The 17,403-nt window shown below is 69.7% G+C and carries 20 protein-coding genes; 10 read left to right on the top strand and 10 right to left on the bottom strand.

Annotated elements, in window-relative coordinates:
- Window positions 1-19: 19 nt before the first annotated feature.
- From WA670_RS10880 to WA670_RS10870, 3 genes are read right to left on the bottom strand one after another with little or no spacing between them, the layout of a single operon-like run.
- Window positions 20-1,216, bottom strand: coding sequence for a Dyp-type peroxidase (locus WA670_RS10880; RefSeq protein WP_336157612.1), 1,197 nt, complete (start codon window positions 1,214-1,216; stop codon window positions 20-22).
- Entirely contained in the window at window positions 1,213-1,497 is a 285-nt protein-coding gene (locus WA670_RS10875) for a hypothetical protein (RefSeq protein ID WP_336157611.1), read from the bottom strand. The genes WA670_RS10880 and WA670_RS10875 overlap by 4 nt, the downstream gene beginning before the upstream one ends.
- On the bottom strand, window positions 1,494-2,663 hold the full coding sequence (locus tag WA670_RS10870) for an EfeM/EfeO family lipoprotein (protein ID WP_336157610.1): 1,170 nt from the start codon (window positions 2,661-2,663) through the stop codon (window positions 1,494-1,496). The genes WA670_RS10875 and WA670_RS10870 overlap by 4 nt, the downstream gene beginning before the upstream one ends.
- A gap of 331 nt (window positions 2,664-2,994) precedes the next feature.
- Here WA670_RS10870 and WA670_RS10865 point away from each other — a divergent pair, with 331 nt between their 5' ends.
- The 5 genes from WA670_RS10865 (at window position 2,995) to WA670_RS10845 (ending at window position 6,620) form a co-directional block, all read left to right on the top strand.
- Window positions 2,995-3,786, top strand: coding sequence for an SDR family oxidoreductase (locus tag WA670_RS10865; RefSeq protein WP_336157609.1), 792 nt, complete (start codon window positions 2,995-2,997; stop codon window positions 3,784-3,786).
- Window positions 3,787-3,840: 54 nt separating this feature from the next.
- Window positions 3,841-4,731, top strand: coding sequence for a helix-turn-helix transcriptional regulator (locus tag WA670_RS10860; RefSeq protein WP_134729861.1), 891 nt, complete (start codon window positions 3,841-3,843; stop codon window positions 4,729-4,731).
- Between the two features lie 101 nt (window positions 4,732-4,832).
- Complete coding sequence (locus tag WA670_RS10855) at window positions 4,833-5,540, top strand: RraA family protein (protein WP_134729863.1); 708 nt, start codon at window positions 4,833-4,835, stop codon at window positions 5,538-5,540.
- Window positions 5,530-6,231 (top strand): SDR family oxidoreductase, encoded by a 702-nt coding sequence (locus WA670_RS10850; RefSeq protein ID WP_134729865.1) that lies wholly within the window; start codon window positions 5,530-5,532, stop codon window positions 6,229-6,231. The genes WA670_RS10855 and WA670_RS10850 overlap by 11 nt, the downstream gene beginning before the upstream one ends.
- The gene (locus WA670_RS10845) at window positions 6,228-6,620 is read left to right on the top strand and encodes an NUDIX hydrolase (protein WP_134729867.1); all 393 of its coding nucleotides are present in this window, start codon (window positions 6,228-6,230) and stop codon (window positions 6,618-6,620) included. Before WA670_RS10850 ends, WA670_RS10845 begins: the two co-directional genes overlap by 4 nt.
- On the opposite strand, the gene WA670_RS10840 is transcribed toward WA670_RS10845, so the two are convergent.
- The 5 genes from WA670_RS10840 to pucL form a co-directional block, all read right to left on the bottom strand.
- Window positions 6,598-7,698, bottom strand: a complete 1,101-nt coding sequence (locus tag WA670_RS10840; protein ID WP_134729869.1) for a glycerate kinase — start codon at window positions 7,696-7,698, stop codon at window positions 6,598-6,600. The genes WA670_RS10845 and WA670_RS10840 overlap by 23 nt on opposite strands.
- Window positions 7,695-8,072 (bottom strand): allophanate hydrolase-related protein, encoded by a 378-nt coding sequence (locus WA670_RS10835; RefSeq protein ID WP_009082380.1) that lies wholly within the window; start codon window positions 8,070-8,072, stop codon window positions 7,695-7,697. The genes WA670_RS10840 and WA670_RS10835 overlap by 4 nt, the downstream gene beginning before the upstream one ends.
- Before the next feature lie 16 nt (window positions 8,073-8,088).
- Window positions 8,089-9,531, bottom strand: coding sequence for an NCS2 family permease (locus tag WA670_RS10830; RefSeq protein ID WP_037815158.1), 1,443 nt, complete (start codon window positions 9,529-9,531; stop codon window positions 8,089-8,091).
- 175 nt (window positions 9,532-9,706) lie between these two features.
- Window positions 9,707-10,195, bottom strand: coding sequence for a nucleoside deaminase (locus tag WA670_RS10825; protein ID WP_336157607.1), 489 nt, complete (start codon window positions 10,193-10,195; stop codon window positions 9,707-9,709).
- A gap of 38 nt (window positions 10,196-10,233) precedes the next feature.
- Window positions 10,234-11,106, bottom strand: coding sequence for a factor-independent urate hydroxylase (pucL, locus tag WA670_RS10820; protein WP_037815161.1), 873 nt, complete (start codon window positions 11,104-11,106; stop codon window positions 10,234-10,236).
- Window positions 11,107-11,267: 161 nt separating this feature from the next.
- Between pucL and WA670_RS10815 the strand changes: the two genes are divergently transcribed.
- From WA670_RS10815 to WA670_RS10795, 5 genes are all read left to right on the top strand, one after another.
- Window positions 11,268-12,788, top strand: coding sequence for a PucR family transcriptional regulator (locus WA670_RS10815; protein WP_336157606.1), 1,521 nt, complete (start codon window positions 11,268-11,270; stop codon window positions 12,786-12,788).
- 180 nt (window positions 12,789-12,968) lie between these two features.
- Complete coding sequence (locus tag WA670_RS10810) at window positions 12,969-13,268, top strand: YciI family protein (protein ID WP_037815164.1); 300 nt, start codon at window positions 12,969-12,971, stop codon at window positions 13,266-13,268.
- 140 nt (window positions 13,269-13,408) lie between these two features.
- A complete protein-coding gene (gene folP, locus WA670_RS10805; protein ID WP_134729873.1) occupies window positions 13,409-14,278 on the top strand; it encodes a dihydropteroate synthase in 870 nt (289 codons plus the stop codon).
- The gene (locus WA670_RS10800) at window positions 14,278-15,090 is read left to right on the top strand and encodes a pyrimidine reductase family protein (protein ID WP_134670052.1); all 813 of its coding nucleotides are present in this window, start codon (window positions 14,278-14,280) and stop codon (window positions 15,088-15,090) included. Before folP ends, WA670_RS10800 begins: the two co-directional genes overlap by 1 nt.
- 14 nt (window positions 15,091-15,104) lie before the next feature.
- Complete coding sequence (locus WA670_RS10795; protein WP_336157605.1) at window positions 15,105-16,160, top strand: amidohydrolase family protein; 1,056 nt, start codon at window positions 15,105-15,107, stop codon at window positions 16,158-16,160.
- Here WA670_RS10795 and WA670_RS10790 read toward each other — a convergent pair.
- The gene (locus WA670_RS10790) at window positions 16,157-16,660 is read right to left on the bottom strand and encodes a GNAT family N-acetyltransferase (protein WP_336157604.1); all 504 of its coding nucleotides are present in this window, start codon (window positions 16,658-16,660) and stop codon (window positions 16,157-16,159) included. The genes WA670_RS10795 and WA670_RS10790 overlap by 4 nt on opposite strands.
- A complete protein-coding gene (locus WA670_RS10785; RefSeq protein WP_037815170.1) occupies window positions 16,641-17,396 on the bottom strand; it encodes a hypothetical protein in 756 nt (251 codons plus the stop codon). Before WA670_RS10785 ends, WA670_RS10790 begins: the two co-directional genes overlap by 20 nt.
- Window positions 17,397-17,403: the final 7 nt, after the last annotated feature.

Genomic DNA, 17,403 nt, shown 5'->3' with positions numbered 1-17,403 from the left:
GTGGGGATCGGGGCGCGCCTCAGGCGAGGAGCGCCCGGCCGAAGTGGTCGCCGGGACCGGTGACGCCGGGCAGCGCGAAGAAGTAGCCGCCGCCGAACGGGGAGATGTAGTCGACGAGCGGTTCGTCGATCAGCCGTTTCTGCACCGCCTCGAACTGGCGCTCGAGGTCCTGCTGGTAGCAGGTGAAGACGAGACCCATGTCGAGGTTGCCGTTGGCGTCGACCCCGCGGTCGTAGTTGACCGCGCGGCGCAGGATCCGCTGCCCGTCGGTCTGCGGGGTGCGCGGATTCGCCTTGCGGATGTGGCTGGTGAGCGGGATGACGGTGCCGATCGGATCGTCGGTGTACCGGGGTTCGTCCTGTTCGGACGCGCCGTCCAGCGGCGCGCCGGTGTCCCGGCGGCGGCCGAACATGTTCTCCTGCTCGGTGATCGAGACCCGGTCCCAGAACTCGACCAGCATCCGGATCAGCCGGATCACCTGGTAACTGCCGCCAGCCGTCCACGCGGGCTCGCCCGCCCCGGACACCCACACCAGCCGGTCCATTTCGGACCCGCCCGGATTCGCGGTGCCGTCCTTGAACCCCATCAGATTGCGCGGCGTGCCGGACGGCCTGGACGGTGAACTGAAGCCGTTGATCTTCCAGCGCAGCTGCATGCCGCCGCGCGTCGCACGGGTCAGGTCGCGCAGCGCGTGCAGCACGGTGTCGGTGTCGCTCGCGGACAACGTGAGCGACAGGTCGCCATGGCATTGCGGGGCGTCGAGCGCGTCGTTGGGGAACATGGTCATCGGCTTGAGCTTCTTGGGCTTGCGTTCGGCCAACCCGTACCGTCCGTCGAAAAGGGACGATCCGACGCCTACGATCACGCCAAGATCGCTCTGCGGCACGACCGGGCCGAGCACCCCGGAATCGGCGGGCGGGGCGGTAATCCCGAGCGCGGCCGGAGCACCGCCGTTCGTGAGAAACCGCGCGCGGTCGGTGATTTCCTGGAACAACTGCGTCAACTCGGCACGATTCTCGGCGACCACGTCGAAGGACGCGATCACGCTCTGCGCCGGCGGCTGCCGGAGAATCGCCGCCTGCCTGGGACCGTGGAAGGGAACGGTTTTGGGTTCTTCGCTCGCGCTGGCCGCCACCCCCATTCCGGCAGCCGCGGTAATCCCCGCGCCGACGACCGTACGACGCAGGAAGGACCGGCGAGAGGACTCCGCCGTCACGAGACCCTCCTCGGCTCCGCGATCGCGGCGATCGGCGCGAGCAACTCGGTCAACTCGCTGACGTCGGCATTGAGCTTCTGCCGCTGCGACGCGGACAGCTGGCTGACCGGCGTCCACGAGTCGTCCGGCTTCTTGGCACTGTCGAGCGTGGCCTTGGTGCGTTTTATCCAGCTGTCCACCTTGGACAGTCCCGGATAACGCGGAGCGAGAACCGCCTGCGCCCCGTCGAGGTTCGCCCGAGCGGTGGCTAGGAAGGACCGGCGAGAGGACTCCGTCGTCACGAGACCCTCCTCGGCTCCGCGATCGCGGCGATCGGCGCCAGCAACTCGGTCAACTCGCTGACGTCGGCATTGAGCTTCTGCCGCTGCGACGCGGACAACTGGCCGACCGGCGTCCACGAACTGTCCGGCTTCTTGACACTGTCGAGCGTGGCCTTGGTGCGCTTCATCCAGCTGTCCACCTTGGACAGTCCCCGATAGCGCGGAGCGAGAACCGGACGCAGCACATCGAGGACCGCCTGGGTCCCGTCGAGGTTCGCGCGAGCGGTGGCGAGGTTGGTGCCGCTTCCGTAATCGGTGCGGGCGGTCAGTTCGAATTGCAGGGTGTTCTCCACGATCTCGTGCGCGCGCAGACCGAGGTCGTTCGGATCGACCTGACTGTCCGCAAAGGACTTGCGGAGTTTCTGCACGTCGCTGTCCAACTGCTCGGCCACCGGTGCGAGGGCGGCGAGGTCTTCGTTGTGCCACAAGCCGGATTCGAGCCGATGGAACCCGGTGAAGTCCGGGCTCTTGATTCCGTCGGGCAGGCCGGCGGCGGTGCCGTTGATGGCTTTGTCCGAGTCGCCGAAGGCGTTATAGGCCGCGCCGAGTCGTTCGTAGTCGAGATGCGCGACGAGCCAAGCGCTCTGACTCGCGCCGCGATCATTGGCGCGAATGGCGTCCTTCACCTTGCCGACGTCGGCGGCCAATTGGCCAAGCCCTTGCGTCACATGGGCTTGATAGGACTTCAACGGCCCGAGCAGATCGTTCTGCGTCACCGGCGCGACGCCCGGACCACGTTCGGCACCGCCGCTCACCGTGACGGTCGGTCCGACAATCGCCGACGAATCCTCAGGGAGACAACGGAATGCGTAACCTCCATTGCCGAGCGTGACCTGCATCGGCCGGGTCGTCCCGCTGCCCAGTCCCTCGACCTCGCCGTAGACCACCCCGGTCGCCGGGTCGATCAAATCCACCTCGGCGGTCACGGTTCCGGTGTTGTGCAGGCGAAAGGTCTGCACCCCTGCTCGCGGATCCGCCCAGCCCTGCCCGCACGCCGACCGGGAGATCTGGATCTCCGGATCCTGCGCCGAAGCCCCGTCGGGCCAGACCGCGAACGCGATCCCCGCCGCGGCGACCGCGATCGCGACCCCACCGCCGATCCAGCGGGCACGCACAGACCCCGGCACTCTTTCCTCCACTCACACGTTCGGGCTACCGGGACGGAATTATGCGTGCGGAAAGTGAAGAAACCCTGGTCGAGAACGTCGCCTACCCGGGAATTCACCAGGACTTCAACCAAAGAACGGAAGAAGCCGGACATAGCCGCCAAAGCGCGTGGTAATGACTGCCCGATTCGCCGGAAATGAACACTCTCAAGCCATGTCCGGATCATTCGGAATGTCCGGTGCCAGGCAAGGGGAGGTCTCGCAGTGCCGGTCTCGCCAGGGTCTCCCGGACGTCCAGAAATCCCGTCAGCCTGTGTCCGTACCTGCTTCCACAGCAAAGGAACGAAGACCCATGGCGGACACTCACTCAGACCTGTTCGACCTGAGCGGGAAATGCGCACTCGTCACTGGCGGCACCAGAGGCATCGGGATGATGATCGCGCGCGGCCTCCTGCAAGCAGGCGCCCGCGTCATTGTCAGCTCACGCACAGCAGACGCATGCGCCGAGGCAGAGCGTCAACTGTCCGAATTCGGCGACGTCCAAGCCATTCCCGCCGATCTGTCCAAGCACGACGAGTGCCAGCGCCTCGCCAACCTGGTCACCGCCAGCTCGGACCGCCTGGACATCCTCGTCAACAACGCGGGAGCGATGCGACGCGAGCCGCTGGAGACGTTCCCGACCGAAGCCTGGGACGCCGTCCTCGACCTCAACCTCAAATCGCCGTTCTGGCTGGTGCAAGCCCTGCTCCCGGCACTGCGCAAGGCAGGCACCGCCGACGACCCCGCCCGGATCATCAACATCGGCAGCATCGCCGCCATCCACGTCGCCGAGGCGCCCAACTACTCCTACGCCAGCAGCAAAGCCGCACTCCACCAACTCACCAGGGTGCTCGCCAGGGAACTGGGCCCACAACACATCACCGTGAACGCGGTAGCCCCCGGCGTGTTCCCGTCACAGATGATGGCGGCCACCATCGACGCCATCGGCGACACGATCGCAGCGAAAGCACCGCTGCGCCGGCTCGGCCGCGACGACGACATGGCAGGCGTCGCCGTATTCCTCGCCAGCCGAGCCGGGTCCTACCTGACCGGTGCCATCGTCCCGGTCGACGGCGGCACCGCCACCACCGCCTCGGGCACCTAACGGGGTACTGGCAGGGCCTCCCTCCGGCCGCGGGGCAGGGCTTACCGTGAAAGGGTGGCCATGATCGATCTGCGCAGCGAGATCAAGGAGTTTCTGAGCTCGCGTCGTGCGCGCATCACCCCTGAGCGGGCCGGGCTGCCTGCCTACGGCGGCAACCGCCGGGTCAAAGGCCTGCGCCGCGAAGAGGTCGCGCTGCTGGCCGGGGTCTCGGTCGACTACTACGTGCGCATGGAACGCGGCAGCCTCGCCGGGGCCTCCGACAGCGTGCTCGACGCGGTGTCCTCGGCCCTGCAGCTCGACGAGGCCGAGCGCGACCACCTGTTCCACCTCGCGCGGCAGTCCAAGACACCGGGTGGTGCCCGCCGTCGGCGTCCAGCCGTGACGGTGCGTCCGGCGCTTCAGCAAGTGCTCGCCGCCGTCACCGACGCCCCGGCGTGGATCTGCAACGGCCGGTACGACGTGCTGGCCACGAATCGCCTTGCCCGTGCGCTGTATGCGCCGGTGCTGGCCGACCCGCGGCGACCGGCGAACACCGCGCGGTTCGTGTACCTGGATCCCGACGCGGCGAGAACGTTCTTCGTCGACTACGACCGCGTCGCCCGCGACGTGGCCGCGAAACTGCGCATGGAAGCAGGCCGCAATCCGCACGACGACGAGCTGATCGCCCTGGTCGGCGAGTTGTCCACCCGCAGCGAACTGTTCCGGCAGCGGTGGGCCTCCCAGGACGTCCGGCTCCACCGGTCCGGACGCAAACGCCTGCACCATCCGGTCGTGGGTCGTCTCGACCTCGACGTCGAATCGATGGACCTGCCCACCGACCCCGGCCTGCTCCTCAACATCTACACCGCTCCCGCCGGCACGGCCGCCGCGGACGGCCTGGCCCTGTTGGCATCGTGGGCGGCCGACCAGGAGGAACTGGCGACCGAAACTCCGGCGCTCAGCTGATCTGCCCGGCTCCCCGCTCCGCCAAGCCAGCGTCGAAAACCCGGCACCCCGCAGCGCGGATTCCCGCTAGCGTGACAGCAATTCGCACGAAGGGCGGGAGCATGAACCACACCGAACTCACCGAACGTTTCGCCACCCTGACCACCGCCCACCTGGCCGACGGCTGCCTGCGCGCCCGCCTGACCGTGCGGTGCGCCCCAGCCGGGACCAGGTCCGTCATCCCAGGCCAGAAGCTCTCCGGGCGGGTCCTGCCAGCCAGGCACGCGGGCAGCGTCGACGTCTTCCTGGAAGCGATCACCGCCGCCAGCCCCGGCGACGTCCTGGTGGCCGACAACCGGGGCCGGCTGGACGAGAGTTGTGTCGGCGATCTCATCACGGCCGAAGTCGCGGCGGCCGGACTCAGCGGGATCGTCATCTGGGGGCTGCACCGCGACACCGCCGAACTCCGCGCAATCGGCCTCCCGGTATTCAGTCTCGGCTCCCTCTCCACCGGACCCTTGCACCTCAACGACCGCGCCGCGAACGCCCTCGAATCCGCCACCGTCGGCGAATGGACCGTGACCACCGACGACCTGGTCTTCGGCGACGACGACGGTGTTCTCTTCGTTCCAGCCGCCCAAGCCGAAGAGGTCTTCCGGCTGGCCGAATCCATCCGCGAAGCCGAACACCGGCAAGCCGCGAAGATCCGCGACGGCGTCCCCCTCCGCGAACAGGTCCGGTTCAGCGAATTCCTGTCCCGCCGGGAAACCGACCCGTCCTACACCTTCCGCCAGCACCTCCGCGCGAAAGACGGCGCCATTGAAGAATAAGAAAACCGCCCTGGTCACCGGAGTCGGCAGGAAAGCAGGAATAGGCGCCGCCATCGCGACCCGGCTGCAGGAAGACGGCTGGCATGTCGTCACCACCTACTGGTCCGACTACGACCGCCGAATGCCGTGGGGCGCCGACGAAACCGTCCAGGGCATCGAAGCCGACCTAGCCGACCCGGAAACCCCGGCGAGGCTGTTCGACCAGATCGACGACGACGTGCAAGCACTGGTGCTAGCCCACTGCGAGTCCGTGGATTCCAGCCTGCTCGACACCACAGTGGACAGTTTCGACCGGCACTTCGCGGTGAACGCCCGCGCGAGCTGGCTGCTGATCCGGGAGTTCGCCCAACGCTACCGCGGACCGCACGGCGCGGGCCGGATCGTCACGCTGACCAGCGACCATGTGGTGCACAACCTGCCGTACGGGGCAAGCAAAGGCGCGCTCGACCGGATCACTCTCGCCGCGGCTGGGGAACTCGGCCATCTCGGCATCACAGCGAACGCGGTGAACCCCGGCCCGACCGACACCGGCTGGATCCCCGAAGCCCACCGCGAAGCGTTCGCACAACACAATCCCCTTGGCCGGATCGGCACCCCACGCGACTGCGCGAGTCTCGTCGCGTTCCTCTGCGGTCCGGAAGGCGGCTGGGTAAACGGTCAGGTCCTCGTATCCAACGGAGGTGCGCCGTGAACGACAAACATCTCGCCTACGTCCTGCTCCCCCGCGGCGACACCGTGCTGCTGATCCGCCGCGCTCCAGGCACTTTCCTCGGCGGGCATTGGGAATTCCCCGGCGGCACCGTCGAACCCGGCGAAGCCCCGGAGACCACCGCGGTACGGGAAGTCGCCGAGGAAACCGGACTGCGAGTACGGCTCGCGCGCGAACGGGCCCGCCAATCCTGGCCGGACCGCACCGGCAAACCGTTCACCGTGCACGCCGCCTACTACGACGCGCATCCGGAATTCCTCGGCGACCTTCAGCTCAACCCGGCCGAACACGACGACCACCGCTGGCTGACCCCCGCGGACGCGGCCGGACTCCCCCTGTCCGACCACGTCAGGCAGGTATTGCTCGGCTGAAATCCCGAGCCAGCTGCGCGGCCCGGTCCCGCAGCAGCGACCGAGCCTCGGCGACGCACCGGTACTCGTCCGGCTCCACGTCGGTCAGCGCGTACACCCCGGCGAAGCCCGCTTCCCGCCATTCCGGCGCGGACAGCAGACACCGCCCGGCCAACGCGACAACCGGCGTACCGCCCGCTGCACGGAGAACGCCCACTGGCGCTTTTCCGTGCAGCGACTGGGTATCCAGCGATCCTTCGCCGGTGATGACGAGCCGGGCGTCGCGAGCCGCGGCCGGGAAACCCAGCAGCTCCAACAACAACTCGATCCCCGGCCGAATGCGAGCGCCGAGTCCGGTGAGCACACCGAACCCGACGCCGCCTGCCGCGCCAGCGCCCGGGGTGGTGGCGTGCGCGGAGCCCACAACTTCGGCCCACCGAGCGAGCCCGCGTTCCAGCAACGCGATCTCGGACGGACCGGCGCCCTTCTGCGGCCCGTACACCGCGGCGGCGCCATCCACACCCAGCAACGGGTTATCCACATCGGACGCCAGGACAATGTCCACTTCGGGCAGTCCGGACAGATCCACTGTGGACAACTCGGTCAACGCGGCGCCGCCCGGCGGAAGCGGCGCGCCGGAAGCGTCGAGCAATCGCGCGCCCAACGCGGTCAGCAATCCGGCTCCGCCGTCGGTGCAGGCACTGCCGCCGACCCCGAGCACGATCTGCGTCGCCCCGGCGGCACGGGCGGCCGCGATCAGCTCGCCCGTGCCGTAGCTCGACGCGGTCAGCGGTTCCAGCCGGCCGCCGGGCAGCCGGTGGAGGCCGGACGCCTCCGCCAGCTCGACCACGGCGACCGTCCCGCGCAGCGCGTAGTACGCGGTGATCCGGCGGCCGGTCGGCCCGGAAACCCGCACCGGAATCCGCTGGAACCCGGCCGCGACAGCGGCGGCGACTGTCCCGTCGCCGCCGTCCGCCACCGGCAGCTGCCGCACCGGCTCGCCCGGCGCGACCTCGGCGAACGCCGCGGCCACCACCTCCGCGACCTCCGCCGCGGTGAGCGAGCCCTTGAACTTGTCCGGAGCGACCAGAACCGTCACGCCGCGGCCTTGAACGCTCGCCAGTCGCCGATTTCCGTGATGTCCCGCAGCTGCACGTGCGAGGTCTGCGGCCGCCGCAGCAGCATCGCGAACGCCGAACTGCCGTCGGCCAGCTCGATCACGCCCAGCTCCAGTTCCGGCGGTTCGGACGGGAGCACCCGGTCGCGCAGCTGGTCCAGCGTGAGGTCGTACACCTCGCCGGAGATCGCCGCGCCGCCGTGCGCTACCGGGACCAGCGCCGGGCACTGCCCGCCTACCGAATAGAACCGGTACTTCGCGGCCGTGGTCGTTTCGGCCACCAGCGGAGCGCCGTCGAGCAGATGGTGCAGAGGTTCGCCGCGCATCGCGCCGCCGTTGAGGAACATCAGAGGCATGGTGGTCCCTTTCTTTTTAGAGGATCGCCTTCACCACGTCGATTCCGAAATAGACGGTGAACACGAGCGCGAGCACGGTGAGGATCCACCCTGCTTCACGCCACTTCCCGCGGAAGGTCTTGATCAGCACGAACGCGATGAGGCCCGCGCCGACGCCGTTGGTGATGGAGTAGGTGAACGGAATGAGCGCGACGGTGAGGAACACCGGGATCGTGTAATCCGGATCGTGCCAAGGGATATTGCGGCACTGCGCCACCATCATCCCGCCGATCACCACGAGCGCGGGCGCGGCGGCCTGCGCCGGCACGATGCCCGCGATCGGCGTGAACAGCAGCGTCGCCCCGAACAGCAGTCCGGTCACGACACTCGCCAGCCCGGTCCGCGCGCCCTCCCCGACGCCGGCCGCGGACTCCAGGAACACGGTGTTCGGCGACGAGCCGGACATCCCGCCCGCGATCGCCCCGGCCCCGTCCACGAACAGGATCCGGCCCATCCGCGGCACCCGGCCGTTCTTCGACAGCCCGGCCTCGGCCGACACGCTGGTAATCGTGCCCATCGCGTCGAAGAACCCGGACAGCACCAGCGTGAACAGGAAGATCGTCGCGGTCAGCGCACCCGCCTTGGCGAATCCGCCGAACAAATCGACGTGCCCTAGCAGCCCGAAATCGGGAGCGGCGACCACGGAATGCGGCAGCGTCGGAGTCGTCAAACCCCATTCGCCGACCCCGAATCCGTCGTGCAGCACCACCGCGAGCACGGTGGCGGCGGCGATGCTGATCAGCACCGCGCCGGGCACCTTCCGCGACATCAGCACGGTCATCAGCAGCAGGCCGAAGCAGAACACCGCGATCGGCCAGCCGTCGAGATGCCCGTCGAGCCCGAGCCGCACTGGGACGGTCGAATGCGCCGCGTCCGGGGTCCGCGTGACGAACCCGGCGCTCACCAGGCCGACCAGCGCGATGTACAAGCCGATGCCGACGGTGATCGCGGTTTTCAGCGGTCCGGGAATCGCGTTCATGATGCGTTCCCGGACCCCGCTGACCGCCATCAGCACAATGCAGACGCCTTCGAGCACTACCAGCCCGAACGCCTGCGCCCACGTCATCGCAGGCGCCATCTGGAACGCGACGATGCCGTTGATGCCGAGACCGGCGGCGAGCGCGAGCGGCGCGTTGCCGACGAGTCCCATGAGGACAGTCATCACGGCGGCGGCCAGCGCGGTCGCCGTCGTCACTTGCGCGGCGCTGAGTTTCGCGCCGGTGATGTCGGCGGAGGCGCCGAGGATGAGCGGGTTGAGCAAAACGATGTAGGCCATCGCGACGAACGTGGTCACGCCGCCGCGTACTTCCCGGCCTACGCTGGTGTCGCGAGCGCGTAGTTCGAATAGTCGCTCCACAATGGACTTGCGCTGTGGTCCGGGAGCCGAGGTCACCGCTTCGTCGAGGCGTACCTGGGTCATGCGTCCTCCCCTTGCCGGTGGGTGTGCCGCACCGCATCCCTGGCATACGCACGGGACGGGACGGCGGGACGTTTGCGTTTTTCTGGTGCTCCGGTCAGCACCGGGAGGGTGGCCCGGTGGGGTGGGGCGGGGAACGCTGAAGCCGATTCTGACCGGCATCAGCACTCGCCGAGGCTCAGTACTCGATCCGGTCGGACCGGTTGAGCCAGGCGGAGAACGGGGCGAAAGCCTCCGGTGTGGACACTCGCGAAACCGGGGTCTGCCACGTTTCGCGCGGGTTCTCGAACAGCTCGTAGAAGGCCCGGTCGTCGAACCCGGCGCGGGCGGCGTCGTCGCGGTCGGCCGTGTACAGCACGCGGTCCACGCGCGCCCACAGCGACGAGGCGAGGCACATCGGGCACGGCTCGCACGAGGAGACGAGCACGCAGCCGGCGAGGCTGAACGTGCCGAGCGCCTGGCAGGCCGCGCGGATCGCGACCACCTCGGCGTGCGCGGTCGGGTCGAGCGACGGGGTGACGCGGTTGACGCCGGTCGCGACGATTTCGCCGTCCCTCACCACGAGCGCGCCGAACGGGCCGCCGCCGTCGGCGACGTTCTTCTCGGCGATCCGCACGCATTCGGCGAGCCAGGCGCGTTCGACGTCGGCATCGATGGACACGGTCATGACAGTACTGCTCCCAACAGCTCGGGTTTCGGGTTTGCTCAGGACCAGGCCGGACCGGCGGGCGGGGCGTCGTCGCGCAGGACGGTGCCCTCGATCAGGCCGTAGGGCCGGTCGGCGGCGTAGAACACCTCGCCGGGGTTGTCGAGGCCGAACGGCTCGAGGTCGACGAGGAAGTGGTGCTTGTTCGGCAGCGAGAACCGGATCTCCGCGATCTCCGGGACGGCCTCCAGCACCGCCTGCCCCATCGCGTACAGCGTCTGCTGCAGGGACTGGCTGTGCGTGCCGCCGAACGCGTCGAGCAGGGTGGCGAGCGCGGTCTCGTGCGCGTGCGTCCAGTCGGTCTCCTCGACCGAGTACCGCCAGGTCGCGGACACCGCGGTGGCCAGGATCCGGTCCTTGACCTCGACCAGCGTGGTGTATTCGTCGCGCGGGAAGCCCCAGAATTCGGATCCGGTGGAGTTGAGCACGGTCAGGTCCTCGACCCCGCCGAGCACCCAGGCCCGCTCGCCGTCGTAGGTGACGCGCGTGGTGCGGGTGCCCGCCCCGGACCGGGCGAACGAGTGATGCGCCGGCCGTCCGCCGACCTGCAGCCGCTCCCACGGATGAGCCACGATCCCGACCCGGGCGGCGTGGATGCTCTCCTGCGTGGACACGAAATGCCGGGCCAGCCGCAGCGCGAAGTCCTCGATCTCGCCGATGCCGTCGCGGGCGAAGGCGAAGACGGTGTTCTTCTGCGTGTCGGTGGCCAGCACCTTGTCGTTGGCCCCGGTCAGGTGGGTGTCGCTCATGTCGCCCGACAGCGACACGCTCACGGTGAGGTCGGTGATCCGGTGCTCGTCGCCTTCGCGGTCGACGCGGACCAGCCGGTTTTCAGCCTTCCCGTAGCGGTTGTCGCCAAGAACGATCGCCATTGGTCATCCCTTCTCGTTCGCTCGCCGAGTGAGTACACCTGCCGCGGCGTGGCCCGGGCCACGGCAGATCCACCGAAAGCGGCGACGGCGAACGGCCGGTTTTTCGTAGCTTCCGCCAAACCCCTCTGGTGTGCGGTACTGATGGGCGGAAGGAGGCGCGCATGCGGCTGGGTGCACTGCTCGACACCCCGGAGCTGGGGTTGCGGCTGCTGGCGGGCGAGAAGGCGCGCGACCGCGAGTTCGGCCGCGTCTTCCAGGCGACCCTGCAGGATCCGACGCGGTACCTCGACGGCGGCGAGATCGTGCTGTGCGGAATGCGCTGGCTGCCCGGTCCCGCGGACGCGGACGTGTTCGTCGGCAAACTCGCCGCCGCGGGGGTGACCGCGCTCGGGGCGGGCACCGCCGAGGTCGGCGGCCCGGTGCCGGACTATCTCGTGGCCGCCTGCGAGCGCGTCGGGCTGCCGTTGTTCGAGGTGCCGGTGTCGGTTTCGTTCGCGACCGTGGCCGAGCGGGTGATCCTGGGCCTCGCGGCGGAGCGCTCGGCGCCTGCTCGCGATTCGCACCGGCGGCTGGTGGCCGCGGTGACCTCCGGCCACGGACTGTCCGCGCTGGTCAAGGCCGGCGCGGAGGAGCTGGGCACCGGCTGTCTCGTGCTGAGCGCGACCGGGCAGCAGCTGGCGGGCGGCCCCGAACTGCCCGCCGCGCGCCGCACCGCGCTGGCCCGCCGCTTCCTGCGCGCCGAACGGCTGCCGTGCCAGGACGGTCCGGTCACCCTGCTCGGCGCGGCCGGACGCTCGGGCCACCGGATCGCGAGCTGGTTCCTCGTGGTGGACGGCGATCCGGCGCAGTGGCCGTCCGCGCGCCGCGAGCTGGCGCTGGAACTGGCGGCGCTGGTCGGGCTCGAACGGTCCCGGGTGGACGAGGCCAGGCGGATCGAGAACCGCACGGCCGAACCGCTGCTCCGGCTGGTGCTCTCCGACGACGCCGCGCCGGGCGAGCTGACCTCCCGGCTGTCCGCGGCCGGGTTCGCGCCGCAGGAACCGGTGACGACGCTGTCCGCCGAGGTCCGCGGCGGCGGGCCGGGCCTCGCGCAGGTGCTGGTGGAGGAGCTGCTTTCGACCACCGGACAGCCGGTGCTGGTGGCGACCGTCGACGGGGAGACCTTCGGTCTCTGCTCCTCGCGCGACACCGAAACGTTGCGGGAGGCGGTGCACACGATCGAACCCGCGCTCGGGTCCGCGCGGCTGACGCTCGGCCTGAGCCGGGCCGCGGACGCCGGCGGGCTCCGCGCCGGGGTGCAGGAAGCCCGGCACGCGCGCACGCTGGCCGCGCTGACGCCGGGCCGCGCGACGGTGCTGTCCGGCGACGAAGTGGCGTCGCATCTGTTGCTGCTCGCCGCCGTGCCGGAGGACCTGCGGCGGACATTCGGCGAAAAAGTACTGGGACCGGTACTCGCGTACGACGCGGCACACGGTTCCGAATTGATAACGACGCTCAAGGCGTTCCTGGAACATTCGGGATCTTGGACACAGACGTCGGCCACTCTGCACTTGCACGTGAACACCCTGCGATACCGGATCACCCGGATCGGCGAACTCACCGGACGCGATCCGAGCCGCTTCGCCGACCGCGTGGATCTTTATCTGGCGGGCTGCTTCACGCAGAACTGGGGGTGGTCTTGACCATCCGTCCGAAATGTCCTGCGGAAACGCCGGGCCGCAGGATTTTCCGTACCCCGTAACGGAAATCCAAGCAGTACGCTTATCCGTAAAGAGTTATTGGGAATACTTGACCATTCGATGAACCAGGACGGCACTCGGGAGGAGGATGCACCATCCGACCGAGCGTCCTACTCTGAGGTCATGTACATCGCATTGCTGTCCTACACAGCCCCTCGAAACGAAGTCGACTACGCACTGGCCGAACACGCCGAGTGGCTGCGAAGCCAGTTCGCGCATGGATTGTTCCTCGTTTCCGGAAAAGGAAACGAGGACGCCGACCAGGTCATCATCTCCCGCCCGTGCCTGCGCGGCAAGCTGGACGCCGTGCTCGCCACCGACCCGCTCGTGCTGCAACGGCTCGCGCATTACCGCGTGATCGAATTCTCCGCCACGCGCACCGCGGGCGAGTTCCTGACCGTCAACGAGGCGCTCGCCTCCTGATCGCACCCGCCAAGCCGATCGACCGAACGCCCGGACGCAGGTGGCCTCCGGACCGCTCCGCCCGCCACCTGCCGGACGTACTCCCGCCGCGAACTCGCCTATGATCACGCGAGATCTTTCGTTCCGGCCCGGGAGACCGCATGCATACGCCCGACCTCGTGTTCCGAGGCCGTCGCCTCACCAGTGACCGCGCCCTGGTGATGGCCATCATCAATCGCACCCCCGACTCGTTCTACGACAACGGTGCGACCTTCGAAGAAGCCCCCGCGCAAGCGGCCATCCGCCGCGCGCACGCCGAGGGCGCCGACCTGATCGACATCGGCGGCGTGCCCGCCGGAAAGGGCCCCGAGGTCACCGCGGCCGAGGAGATCCGCCGCGTCGTGCCGACCGTCGAGTGGGCCCGCGAGCACTTCCCCGAGCTGGTCATCAGCGTGGACACCTACCGCGCCGAGGTCGCCGACGCCGTCTGCCGCGCGGGCGCGGACCTGGTCAACGACAACTGGGCCGCGATCGAACCGGAGATCCTCGACGTCGCCGCCGAGCACGGCGCGGGCTACATCTGCTCGCACACCAACGGTCTCGTGCCGCGCACCGAAGCGCTCCGGCCGGTGTACGACGACGTGGTCGCCGCGGTGGTCGAAGGCACCACCGAACTGGCCGAGCGCGCGCTCGCGGCGGGCGTGCCGCGCGAGGGCATCATGATCGACCCCTGCATCGACTTCGGGAAGAACTCCTACCAGTCGCTCGAACTGCTCCGGCACGTCGACGCGCTGGTCGCCACCGGCTGGCCGGTGCTGATGGCGCTGTCGAACAAGGACGTCATCGGCGAAACGCTGGACCTCCCGGTCGGCGAACGCGTCATCGGCACGCTCGCCGCCACCGCGGTGTCCGCGCTGCACGGCGCGGCGATGTTCCGCGCGCACCAGGTCCGCGAAACGCGGCAGGTCGCGGAGATGGTGGCGAGCATCGTCGGCACCCGGCCGCCGGCGAACGTTGTACGGTCGGTCTGATGCGCGAGATCTTCCCCGGCAACCAAGACCGCACCGAGGCCGACGTCGAGCAGCTCTACGTCTATCCGGACGTGCCGAAATGGCTCGCGGTGAACTTCGTGTCGAGCGCCGACGGCGGGATCACCGTCGACGGCCGCTCGGGCGGGCTGTCGACGCCCGCGGACCGGATCGTCTACCGGCTGGGCAACGACCTCGCCGACGTCGTGCTGGTCGGTGCGGGCACCGCACTGGCCGAGGGGTTCGAGGGCCTGCGCCCGGACGAGAAGACCGCGGAGCGGCGGCGCAGGCACGGGCTGGCCCCGATCGCGCCGATCGCCGTGGTCAGCACCGGCCGTTCGCTGCCGCCGGACGCCCCGGTGATCACCAAGGCGCTGGTGCCGACGATCGTCGTCACGAGCGCGGCGACCGATCCGGAACTGCGCGCGGCGTGGGCGTCGGCCGGGGCGGACGTCCTGGTCGCTGGGACAGGCGACCCAACCCTGCACGAGGCCACCGGCGACCCGGCTCTGCACGCGGATCCGGACGACCAGCGCCCGCGCCCCCGGCACGGCGACGTCGACCTGCGGGCCGCAGTGGACGAACTGGCCCGGCGAGGCCTCCGCCGCATCGACTGCGAGGGCGGACCGCACCTGTTCGCGTCGCTGCTGGCCGCGGGCGTCGTGGACGAACTGCGCCTGACCGTCGCGCCGATGCTGATCGCCGGGGACGCCCCGCGCGTCGCGATGGGCGCGGCCATCGACCCGCAGCAGCTCGAACTTCTCTCTGCTCTGGTGGACGACAACTCAGTACTCTTGCGGTATCGCGTCCACTGACCCGGGGAGGGATCGTGGCGAAAACCGCTCTGCGCAACGCGCGCGTCTTCGACGGGCTGGGGCTCACCGAACCGCGCACCGTCGTGATCGACGGGGCGGTACTGGGCACGGATCCCGCGGGGGCACGGGAAATCGACGTTGCCGGAGCGGCGCTGCTGCCCGGGTTCATCGACGCGCACGTCCACCTGGAGCGGCCGGAGCAGCTGACCGATCTCGCCGCGTGGGGCGTCACCACCGGGCTGGACATGGCGTGCTGGCCAGCCGAGCGCGTGGCCGCGCTGCGCACCGCGGGCCCGGCGGATTTCCGCAGCGCCGGGCTGCCCCTGATCGGCCCGGACGGCCTGCACGCGACGATCCCGGAAATGCCCGGATCCGCGATCGTCACCACCGCGGAAGCCGCCGTCCAGTTCGTGGAAGCGCGGGTCGCGGAGGGCGTCGACTACGTGAAAGGCGTCGCCGAGGCTCCCGGTGACGGCGGCCCGCCCGCGGAGGCGTTGCAGGCGCTGGTCGACACGGCACGGAAGCGAGGCTTGGCCGCTGTCGTGCACGCAGCGACCCCCGGCGCGTACCACCTGGCGGTGGCGACCGGCGCGCGATTCGTGACGCATGTGCCGGTGGTCGGCCGAATCGCCGCCGAGGACGTCGCCGCGATGAAAGCCGCCGGGCAGACGGCGATCCCGACGCTCACCATGATGGAAGGCGCGCTCGCGTTCTTCGCCGGAGCCGAGGGCGATCACCTCGCGAACGTGGCCGCGTTGCGCGCGGCCGGGGTCGAAATCCTCGCCGGAACCGACGCCAACGGAGGTTCCGGAGCCCCTGTCGCGGTCGCGCACGGGGCGAGCCTGCACCACGAATTCGAACTGCTGGCCGAAGCCGGGTTGAGCACGGTGGAAATCCTGCGGGCCGCGACCGTCGCTCCGGCGCAGGCATTCGGCCTGACCGACCGCGGCGAGATCCGAGCCGGACTGCGCGCCGACCTGGTCCTCATCGACGGCGATCCGGTGGCCGACCTGTCCGCTACCCGCGCCATCCGCACAGTCTGGTGCGCCGGAACGGAAATCAGCCGCTAACCAAGGTCACGGACGTACCGGTCCAGCACCGTGCCGTCCTCGACCACCCGACCACTCAGCTCGAACCCGACCCGCCGAGCCACCGCGCCCGAGCTGACGTTATCCGGCTCCACCTTGATCACCGCCCGCTCAGCGCCCTCGCCGGCCGCGTACCGGACCGCCAGCAGCACCGCTCTCGTGGCGAACCCGCGGCCCCGCCAGGCCGGATACAAGCCGTACGCCACGTTCACCTCGCCCGGCGCGAGATGTTCGCCGGAGAAGCGCAGGTCGACCGTCCCCGCGAGCACGTCGTTCACTCGGATGCCGAACGCCCGCAACGGCCCGCCGGAAGCCCATTCCTCCTGGCAGTGCTGGAAATACTCCCGGGTCCCGGCGAGCGTCCCCGGCCCGCCGTTGAGCCAGCGGATCAGCTCCGGGTCCTCGCCCGCGAAGTGCGCCTCGGCGTCGTCCGGGCGCAGCGGCGACAACGCGAGCTCGCCGTCAAGACCGCTGGACAGCATCGTCGGCTTCCTCGAAAGTCTTTTGCGCCTTGGCCAGGTCGTCGGCCGCCCGGGCAGCGCGTTGCTCCGCCTCGGCGAGCCGTTCCCGCAATTCGGTCACCCGCTCGTCGGCCTGCTCGGCTGTCCGCTCCGCGCGCTGCAGGTTCCGCTCGGCCTCCGCCCGCGCGCGGACCGCTTGCCGCCGTTCCAGGGCGCGGACCCGAGCTTCCTCCTCGGCTTTCCGGTCCTTTTCGGACTGTCGGGTCTTCTTGGCAGGCGCGGGATTCGTCGGCAGGGACAGCCAGCGGTCGGCGTCCTGGCGGGCCTTCGACGTCAGCCGTCCGGCCAGTGCCAGCCGGGCGACGTCGGCGTCCGCGACGATCGCCTCCAGCGTTTCCTCCACCTCGCGTTCGACGGAATCGCTCAAGCCGGTCGCGTCCCGCACGATCCGCTGCACCAGCTCCGCGCGCTGGTGCGCCAGTTCGCGCAGCCGGGAGCCGTCGAGCTGCTCGTGCGCGTCGCGCAGCTTGTCGCCGAGCGACGCCAGCTCGGTCAGCGGAGCGGAACCGTCGCGCGCCAGGCGGTTGACGTACGCCGCGGCCGCGGTCGGCTTGCGCAGCGCGCGGATCCGGCGCGCCAGCTCGACGTCGCCCGCTTCCTTCGCCGCGCGGGCGGCCGCGGTGCGCTCCGCGACGAAGTCGGCCGGTTCACCTGCGTAGAGCCGGTCGGCGACGGTATCGAAATCCGTGGTTGCCACGTGTGCC

Origin of the sequence: Amycolatopsis sp. VC5-11 (assembly GCF_037034185.1) — a bacterium.
GTDB classification, from domain to species: domain Bacteria; phylum Actinomycetota; class Actinomycetes; order Mycobacteriales; family Pseudonocardiaceae; genus Amycolatopsis; species Amycolatopsis nivea.
This window is presented reverse-complemented; position numbering and strand designations above follow the sequence as displayed.